Origin of the sequence: Okeania sp. SIO3I5, from assembly GCF_010672085.1 — a bacterium.
Classification (GTDB): domain Bacteria; phylum Cyanobacteriota; class Cyanobacteriia; order Cyanobacteriales; family Microcoleaceae; genus Trichodesmium.
The window spans coordinates 23,771-31,962 of sequence record NZ_JAAHHT010000097.1 but is presented as its reverse complement, the minus strand read 5'-3'; the positions used below and the strand labels follow the sequence as shown (position 1 = coordinate 31,962).

General features: G+C 38.3%; 9 protein-coding genes and 1 pseudogene. 3 read left to right on the top strand and 7 right to left on the bottom strand.

The window, feature by feature from the left end; translation table 11 throughout:
* Positions 1 to 294: 294 nt before the first annotated feature.
* Positions 295 to 450 carry a hypothetical protein gene (locus F6K40_RS21095; RefSeq protein WP_293139068.1) on the top strand — a complete coding sequence of 52 codons (156 nt, stop codon included), beginning with the start codon at positions 295 to 297 and terminating at the stop codon, positions 448 to 450.
* A 235-nt stretch (positions 451 to 685) separates the two neighbouring features.
* Here the strand turns inward: F6K40_RS21095 and F6K40_RS21090 are convergent.
* From F6K40_RS21090 to F6K40_RS21075, 4 genes and pseudogenes are all read right to left on the bottom strand, one after another.
* Positions 686 to 1,803 (bottom strand): annotated as a pseudogene (locus tag F6K40_RS21090) (RNA-guided endonuclease InsQ/TnpB family protein).
* Positions 1,804 to 2,001: 198 nt separating this feature from the next.
* The gene (locus F6K40_RS21085; protein ID WP_293139067.1) at positions 2,002 to 2,421 is read right to left on the bottom strand and encodes a hypothetical protein; all 420 of its coding nucleotides are present in this window, start codon (positions 2,419 to 2,421) and stop codon (positions 2,002 to 2,004) included.
* A 274-nt stretch (positions 2,422 to 2,695) separates the two neighbouring features.
* The gene (locus F6K40_RS21080; protein WP_293139066.1) at positions 2,696 to 4,846 is read right to left on the bottom strand and encodes a hypothetical protein; all 2,151 of its coding nucleotides are present in this window, start codon (positions 4,844 to 4,846) and stop codon (positions 2,696 to 2,698) included.
* A complete protein-coding gene (locus F6K40_RS21075; protein ID WP_293139065.1) occupies positions 4,819 to 6,399 on the bottom strand; it encodes an ATP-binding protein in 1,581 nt (526 codons plus the stop codon). Before F6K40_RS21075 ends, F6K40_RS21080 begins: the two co-directional genes overlap by 28 nt.
* A 197-nt stretch (positions 6,400 to 6,596) precedes the next feature.
* Here F6K40_RS21075 and F6K40_RS21070 point away from each other — a divergent pair, with 197 nt between their 5' ends.
* A complete protein-coding gene (locus F6K40_RS21070; protein WP_293139064.1) occupies positions 6,597 to 6,827 on the top strand; it encodes a DUF5615 family PIN-like protein in 231 nt (76 codons plus the stop codon).
* Between the two features lie 78 nt (positions 6,828 to 6,905).
* Positions 6,906 to 7,046, top strand: a complete 141-nt coding sequence (locus tag F6K40_RS21065; protein WP_293139063.1) for a hypothetical protein — start codon at positions 6,906 to 6,908, stop codon at positions 7,044 to 7,046.
* A 36-nt stretch (positions 7,047 to 7,082) separates the two neighbouring features.
* Here F6K40_RS21065 and F6K40_RS21060 read toward each other — a convergent pair whose 3' ends face one another.
* From F6K40_RS21060 to F6K40_RS21050, 3 genes are read right to left on the bottom strand one after another with little or no spacing between them, the layout of a single operon-like run.
* Positions 7,083 to 7,415, bottom strand: a complete 333-nt coding sequence (locus tag F6K40_RS21060) for a XisI protein (RefSeq protein WP_293139062.1) — start codon at positions 7,413 to 7,415, stop codon at positions 7,083 to 7,085.
* Positions 7,403 to 7,822, bottom strand: a complete 420-nt coding sequence (locus F6K40_RS21055; RefSeq protein WP_293139061.1) for a XisH family protein — start codon at positions 7,820 to 7,822, stop codon at positions 7,403 to 7,405. The genes F6K40_RS21060 and F6K40_RS21055 overlap by 13 nt, the downstream gene beginning before the upstream one ends.
* A 52-nt stretch (positions 7,823 to 7,874) precedes the next feature.
* On the bottom strand, positions 7,875 to 8,090 hold the full coding sequence (locus F6K40_RS21050) for a hypothetical protein (RefSeq protein ID WP_293139060.1): 216 nt from the start codon (positions 8,088 to 8,090) through the stop codon (positions 7,875 to 7,877).
* Positions 8,091 to 8,192 lie beyond the last annotated feature (102 nt).

The window sequence follows — 8,192 nt, the reverse complement described above, 5'->3', positions numbered from 1 at the left end:
ATCAATTCAAAATTCAAAATTATTAATTCAAAATTATAACCTCTGCCTAAAGTCAGAGGCTTGAAATCAGGAAAATATTTTTGATTTTTTCCTTGTTTATACTGATACTACCGGATTTAATATGACCGGATTTTACATTATTAATCTCGATCAACTTTTGTAGTTTAAATAATGTAGCGATCGCTCTACCACTAATATAAAGATGGCATATAGCAATCATAAATAGGTTTTAACATTATCCTGTTTTTGCTTGGGTTTGGAGCTTGGGGAAAGGAGACCAAACCCCTACTATTTTTGGCCACTACAGATAAAACAGTTCCTTTTTCGTTGGAAAAGTTGCCTTTGGTGCAGTCAAGATTTCCTTTAATATTTGCTGCTGTTAAATCTACTTTGCCTTCAGCTTTGAAGCCATTGATTAGACTGATGTTAGTTTTAACTTCTATATTCTGAGCAAAGAGTGCATCTTTTTCAGGATTAGAGAAATGACCTTGAGTACAATTAAGTTGACCACCAATAGTTGCTCCAGATAGACTGACTGCTTCATAAAACCGATATAAAACGTCTCTCTTGGTGCGCGTTCCCTCTCTTGGTCAGCATTCCCTTGCGACTGTCGTCGTCGCGGGGTCTGACCGCTTGCGCCTATCGGCGACGCGGGGTCGCACCGCATATAGCGACATTTTAATGTTTACTTCCTGCTTCCACCGGAACTGTCGGCAGCACTCCGTCCACAGGCATTAACGGTCAAGCCGACCGCATTTCTTAAATTTATACTTGCGTTTAAATCTCTGTCTATTGATAACCCACTTGTCACGGGCAATCATAAGTTCTCAGATGCAAGGCCATATCCTGAACATGACCACAGTTAGAGCAAGTCTTTGATGATGGAAAAAATCTATCAACTACCACTAGCTTAGAACCGTACCATTTGCACTTGTATTCTAGCTGTCGCCTGAACTCATAAAATCCTTGGTCTGCTATTGATTTTGCTAGCTTACGATTGCGTAACATTCCGCTTACATTCAAATCTTCAATTGAGACTCTGCCGTGGTTTTTGGCTAAGTATGTTGTCAATTTATGAAGTGCATCTTTACGGATATTTGCTACTTTTCTATGCAATCTAGCTATCTTCTGTTGTGCCTTTTTCCAGTTAGCAGAGCCTACCTCTTTGTGACGATTTAGGTATTGCTCTCTTGATAACTTAGCTTCAAACTGGCGATACGCTCTCACACTTGTCACAACTTTTCCATCACTCAATGTAGCTAAGGTTTTCACACCTAAATCTACACCGATAACATCAGTTTTTTGGGGTATAGTTGTGGGGTGAAATTCATAGCTACAGCTAAGATACCAATCACCTGCAAGTCTACTTTTTTTAGTTCTTGCCTCAATGGGTTCATAAGTCTTAACAATACCGATAAAAGGTAACTTGTGAGACCAACCATTAAGTTCTATTGGTTTTCCACAATTATCTATTGTGAAAGAATCAGACCTACCTTTTTTCTTAAATTTTGGATATTTACCCAATCCTTTAAAAAACCTCTTAAATGCTTCACCTAAGTGGATGAAAGCGTATTGATAAACTCTAGACGACAAGTTTTTCATCCAGGGGTAAAGAGGTTTTGTATGGTTAGTAAAAACCTCTCTAAGTTTACGAGTATTAGGTTTATAACCATCTCTGTAAGCTGCCTTCCACAAACTTAACCCCCAATTATAACACCATCGTGAGTAACCTGCGTGTTGAGCCAAGAGGGTTTTCTGTTTGTTATTAAGTTTGAGCTTGGTTCTAATGGACTTCATGTAAATGAGTGAGAACAGTCTGCTTTAATAGTATGCTTTTTAACGTATTATATCGTTATTATTTGATTAAGTCAATACTCCCAGGAGTTATGCTGTTTCAGATATTGTGAAGATGTTTACCTTTGTAGTGGTAGTAGACGATCGCTCCTTTATAGTCGAAGAGGCGATCGCCTTTGATTATTTACTCACTCGTTTGGATAATACCTAAGCAAGCAAAAGAAAAATTTCTTGTGCTAGTAAATCAATGATTTTTTCACTCCACTTGATTTGATTACCACTCCATTTACTTTGTCGAGACTCTACTTGATAAACCCTGGCATATTTTTTGCCCATTTCAGTTAATTCCCACTGCGATTTACCGCGTTTGCTTTTCAACTTTTGTTGCAAACCCAGTTTTTCCAGGTCTTGATTTACTTTGCGAGCAGAAATTTTTTCTCCCACTTTCTGAGTTAGCTTCCCAGCAATTTGAGTAGGAGTTAGATCGATGTTGTCCAGAAGCGCTGGACTTTTCGTTTCTTTTGTCATATTATGTAATTGAAATAAATTTGTTCCGAGCCAGATACTCACGACGGCAATCGATGGGCCTGGCTTTTTTTGTTGCAAAGATACAACATATTGGGCCATAGCCTAATCTGTTTTTTCTTCCACATCCATTCTAACTACTCTAGGAGAAAATGACAACAATTATTTTAAAAAAAGTAAAAATTTATGGCTGTACTTTATATATAGTAGTTGTAACATTAATACAAAGTTGATTTTGCAAATAAATCTTACAAAAAATATTTTTTGTAGAATGACGCTATGGCCATAATTTATGTAGATATGTGACTTGTGTAGGTATTTGGCCACATCAGGTTAGATTTTAGACATTAAAAGTGGCCATTCACTTGAGCGATCGCTACTTTTCCCCACGCTTTCTTAACTCTGCAATTAGGGATTTAATCTCATCCTGTACTTCTTGACTCAACTTGTCACGAGCAAAAGTTGCTGCTTCGTGGGCATGGTAAATAACATTTGGTATCAGAATCGGTAAACCACCTGCACCATTTCCAGTATCAAATGCTGATTGCGTGTGACTGCCATCGCGTTCCCAATTTTCTGCTACTAACCAAGAGAGCATTTGATCCAAGTTTTTTTCATATATAGAAGTATTTGCCTGACCCTCGACATCTATCGCAACTTCCAACCGAGGAATTAAAAAGTGTGCTGCTCCACCAGATTCACTCTGAACTATAGATTCATATGCAGATGCTGGAGCAGCATAACACATCAGCACTCCTACTTTTGCACAAGCAAAAAGAAAAGGTTCGTAGTCACTGATATCAAGAATATTTTCTTCGTAATTTTCTTTCTTTTTATTGATCCGCTGACGAATAAACTCATGCCAATCATTTAATTTGCCTTCTGCCACCAATTCTAGTTTGTCATCTTTTAAAATAACTGCTGGTAGGGAAGTTTCAACCAGAGCAATATCGGAGAAACGACGTATAACTGAGCAAGTCGTCAAAAGTCGCTCTGGATAGAATTTTTTTGACTGCTTCGCTACACCAACAAAGAGAAGATGAGATACTGCGGTATCTGCAAAAGGAACTCTATACACTTCATCAATATCAACCGCTTTTTGCCCTGTAACGGGATGAGTATGCAAATACCAAAATACTATGGGAGCTAACCAAGAAAGCTCTGGATTTTTAACAGCAGCTGCATAAGTTATTTCACCCCTTGGAGTTGAACGAGTATTGTGAATAACATCAGTAAACTTCTCAATTTGATTTCTAACAATTTGTCCGTACAATGTATCTGCTTCATAAAAATTTAAGCGATGCACTATAGGAAATACACGACCGTCACGGAAAATTATAGTAGGTTTAGCCTGAGAATCTCCTGGTATAGTACCTACAGGACGCCAATTAACGTTTTTGATACAAATTCGGAAGTCTTCATCATATTGACGTAGTTCCATTGCTGCCATCCGGGAATGCTTAAAGTCTGCTGCACCTGACGGACGCATTAACTCTGGAGATAGTAATAAACCGTTGACAGCAGCATCATAGTCCTCATATCCTCTGAGTTTATCGGGAAAAATGTCAAAATCTAGGTATTGCTCTGGGATACCATTGTTATTATTAACCACCATTGCTGCTGCTGAACTTGTTACTATCACTGGTTCTGGTGGAATAAAACTGCCTGGAGTATGGGCAAGGAAAAGGTCTGCTACAGAAGCATCTGTGCCTGCTGCCGCTTTGTGTTGATTAGCTTGTGGTACTCGTTCGGAAATAAATTTGTTTCCTACAATCTTCTCCTTTAACCTTTTTTCGGCTTTTTGTTCATCTAAGGTAGCACGTTCTCCATTTCGATAAAAGTATCTAGCTTGTGCTGGTAAATCTAGAATACCAGGGATTTCATCTACCGAGCGATCGAGACGCCAGAATCGCTGAAAATAACTTCTTGTCCACAGTAGTCGTTCTTCCAACCTCGCTGATAGTTTCTTTACGTCTTCAGTTTGCCCCTGTCGCCACTTGCACTCAATATCATCTCCTAGTTGATTTAGGTTTTTGACTGCCCACTTAACCATTTCTACTACTAACTTGACAGGGTTTTCTTCTGCCAACTTAGGTGCAATATTAATGATTGCCGATGCGTGACTTTCAGAACTTATATGACTTTGAGCAATCCTTTCTAAAACAGAACGTGCTTCATCCTGACGTTTCCTTTCTGCTGGATCTAGTTGCTCCTCATCAACTTTTGCTCTGGAAGTAACCTTAGACCTTTCACTATCAATCCCAGGAATATCCTTAAATAGATCGAGTTGTCGAGGTACTTTCTCTGGGTGGAGGTAAACATAAGGTGGTGCGCCTCTTCCTTTTGTTCGACGCTTTTTTTCTTTGAAAAGTTTGCCCTCTTTCACCATTTGATTGAGAAGATTGCGTACACCTCTTTTAGATAGCGGACTATCCCCACGATCTAGATGCTCAAAAACTTCTGCAAATTCTAGACCATCTGGTTTTTTTTCCAGTAAATTTAGAATATCTGATTCTGTTCCTGCCATTTATTCACCTCCTCCGCTAAATTAGGTGTTGGCGCACCATGTGTAATTTTTTGATGACGACGAATTTTGATTAATGCGGGGTGACGCATAATATCGGTTGCTGATGAAATAATGGCTGTTCCTTTTGCTAGTTTAGGAATGCGCGATACTGTTTCTTCCGCAATATCTCCCATCGTGCCAGATACTAATCTCAAGTCATCAGGATCTAGGGCAAAAACTACCCGTGTGTTGCAAGTTAAAATTACCTGCTTATCCATTGAGGAAGGACTTTGAGTAATTAAGATAACGCCAATTGCATCGTGACGTGCTGTGCGAATTAGTTCCCGGATCACGAAGGTTGAGGGAGTTGTTTCTCCTCCTGCAGGTAAGAAAAAGTGAGCCTCATCAAGAATAAATACAAAAGGTGGAACTCGATCGCGTTTTCGGAGTGTTTGTAGCATTCGCGCTGTTCCTCCTACTATCAAGTTGCGAGAATTTTGACCTAAATGACCAACAAAAATATTTAATATCGGTCTATCTGCTAACTCATCTAACCAGCTTTCTGTTTTTGTAGTTAACAAGGGGTTACGCTTAAATGCAGCTTCTACCTTTTTTGCTGCCCTAGTTCCCACTGCTTTTTGACCAAAGTCACCCGCTACCTTTTGAATTTCTTCTATAATTTCATTTATACTGATATCGACTTTTCCGGTTTCCTCCAAGCTTTTGAGAGCTTTGCTGAAAACTACATCATAAGCAAAAGAAACTATCTCAGATTGATCTAATGTTAGGTTAGGCACAAATCCCATAAATTCACTTAATCCAATTACAGAGTAAGGAATCCGAAAGTCTTTACCAGCTCGAAAGTTCAGTCCGCCAAGTTTTTCTGTCGCGTTGATTGTGTCTCCTAGTACATCAAAGGCAACTATTGGTATTTGATGGCGTTCCAATTCTTCAATACAAACTCCCACACAATAGCTTTTACCTACCCCTGTTTTACCGACTATTGCTATGTGTCGAGCGATCGCTTCCATTGGCAAGATAAATTCAACTGAGCTATTGCCTGATTCAACTCGCCCTATATAAAAACCTCCATCTGGTGAATCTGGAATGTTGAGTATTTCCGGAATCCTATCTGCTGGAAGTTCATAGACGCCTTTACCAGTTTGTGCTAACTGATTTGGTTCTTTTATTTCTAAACTTCCATTATGATTTAAGTGTATTTCACCTAGTAGCTCTGTCGCCATTACCCGTGTAACATGAGGAGAGCGATCGTTTGGTCTAGAGTCTTTGTTACCTACCTGATAAGCAAGATTTTGCTGTAGAGAAGAGGGATTTGCCCTAGGATTATCTTCTGTACCTTTGATAATACGTCCATAGTGAACAAAGTCTTCTGTGTCACGCTCAATTATCACATAAGTCCCTAAAGATGGCCTCCGTCCCGTATCAACATGAAATGGTACTTCGTCAAAAGTTGGGGAACCTAGATAGGGGTCTGAAGAAACTGTCCCTATTCGCGATTCCTTTATTAAGCCAAGTTTGGCCTTAATACTTGTATCTACAACTGTTTGTTGCATAAATTATTTTTTGTAATTAATTATGAATTATTTATAGCAGTTTTTAGGGATTCTGACAATAATGAACAAGCGATCGCGAAATTCTCCAGTGTTACCCGACTCTAGGTATTTCTGACTTAAAAAATGCTTGGACTTATGCTGAAGCTAATGCAGAGGAAATTGAACGCGCTATCAAAGAAAATGAGGAAGCTTGAACTATGGCACGTTTATATGCTGATGAACAATACCCACTACCAGTTGTAGAATGGTTGCGAACATTTGGTCACGATGTATTGACAGTACAGGAAGCAGGAAAAGCGGAGCAGAAAATTCCAGATGAGGAAGTGCTAGCGTTTGCTATTGCTAATAAGCGGGCTGTTTTGACTTTAAATCGTCGTGATTTTGTTAGGACTAAAGCCATGCGAACCCAGAAACCCGGTTTCTCGTAGATGTTTATTGTCAAAAACAATGATTTACCGTAGAAACCGGGTTTCTTTGCGTAAGTCCTGTTTGTTTTACTACATACTTTGCAACCAAAACACTGCGGTATTATTATTTGCTCTGAGGACAATAATTGGCAGCAGCAAGCAAAGCGTGTTAATGATGCGATTGCTGTTTTAGAAACACTCAATGGTCAAATTATTAGAGTTAAGCGCCCGCAAAAATAGATTTATTATGTGGGGCAAATAGTTGCCCCACATAATTCACACCACGGCAAAACCTGTAAATTGTCTAACATAAGGCGCTCGAAATCCCAAAACAATATCTGCTTTCGGTACACCCAATTCTACCAACTGATGAGCTAATCCTGCTTCCGTAAAATCCCTTTGAATCCAAATTTTTCCATCTTTAATATCGATATGAATTGGGCATCCATATATTCGTTCTTCATCACGCCATCCCACATATAACAATAAATAGCGATCGCGTTCTAAATCGAAAATTATTTCAGTTGTTTCCATATCTTTCTCAGACTGCTCGTGAGCGTGTTGATTGATAATTTCCTGAACTAATTCCCGATAATCTAGTTTTTCCATAACGTTATTTCCTCCTTTTGAACATGAAAAACTAACAGTTTTATTTGATATCGTTCTAGCACAGCTTGTACAAACGAATCTGAAAAAAAATCTTGATAAATATCTGTAGGTATAGCCAGATAAAGGACTCGTTCTGAAGCCAATTTTTCTAATGCTACACGATAGTTAAGAAATTGACCTATAGCTAGATGAAATTCAGAAACTGCGGATCTGCCAACAAAGCTTTTTATTTCGACTGCTATCTTTTGAGTAGCCTTTTCTGCCACAAGAAACTTTTCTGCCTCTAGGTCTATATTAATCTTAAATTGTTGAGTTAGCTTCAGAAATAGAGGATCGTTAGTAATTGTCCATCCATCTTTTTCTAAAGCAGTTCGGACTATATCGTGAAATATATCTTTTGCTGACATAATTCAAATTATTTTTTACTTATTTTCAATTTTCTCATAAATTTCCCTATAATTAATTATCCGAAGTTGATATTAGTTGTGTCAGTTCGTTGATTTTTGAGGAAAATTTAAGTTCCCCTTTTTGTTGTTCAACTTGAGCTAATTTGAAATGCTCATAAATCTCTTCGCGTCTTTCTTCCCGGATGTATTGTTTTAACAATAATTGAATTTCTTGCTTTTCATCTGTCGAAAGACCTTTGATTATTTCTACTACATCATTAAATATCATAATTTTTCAGACCTCATCATACTAAATCAATTTTATCAGTTATGATAGAACCTATTTAGTATCTTTTGAGAAAGTTGAGGTTGAAAACCTCTAAAATCTTAC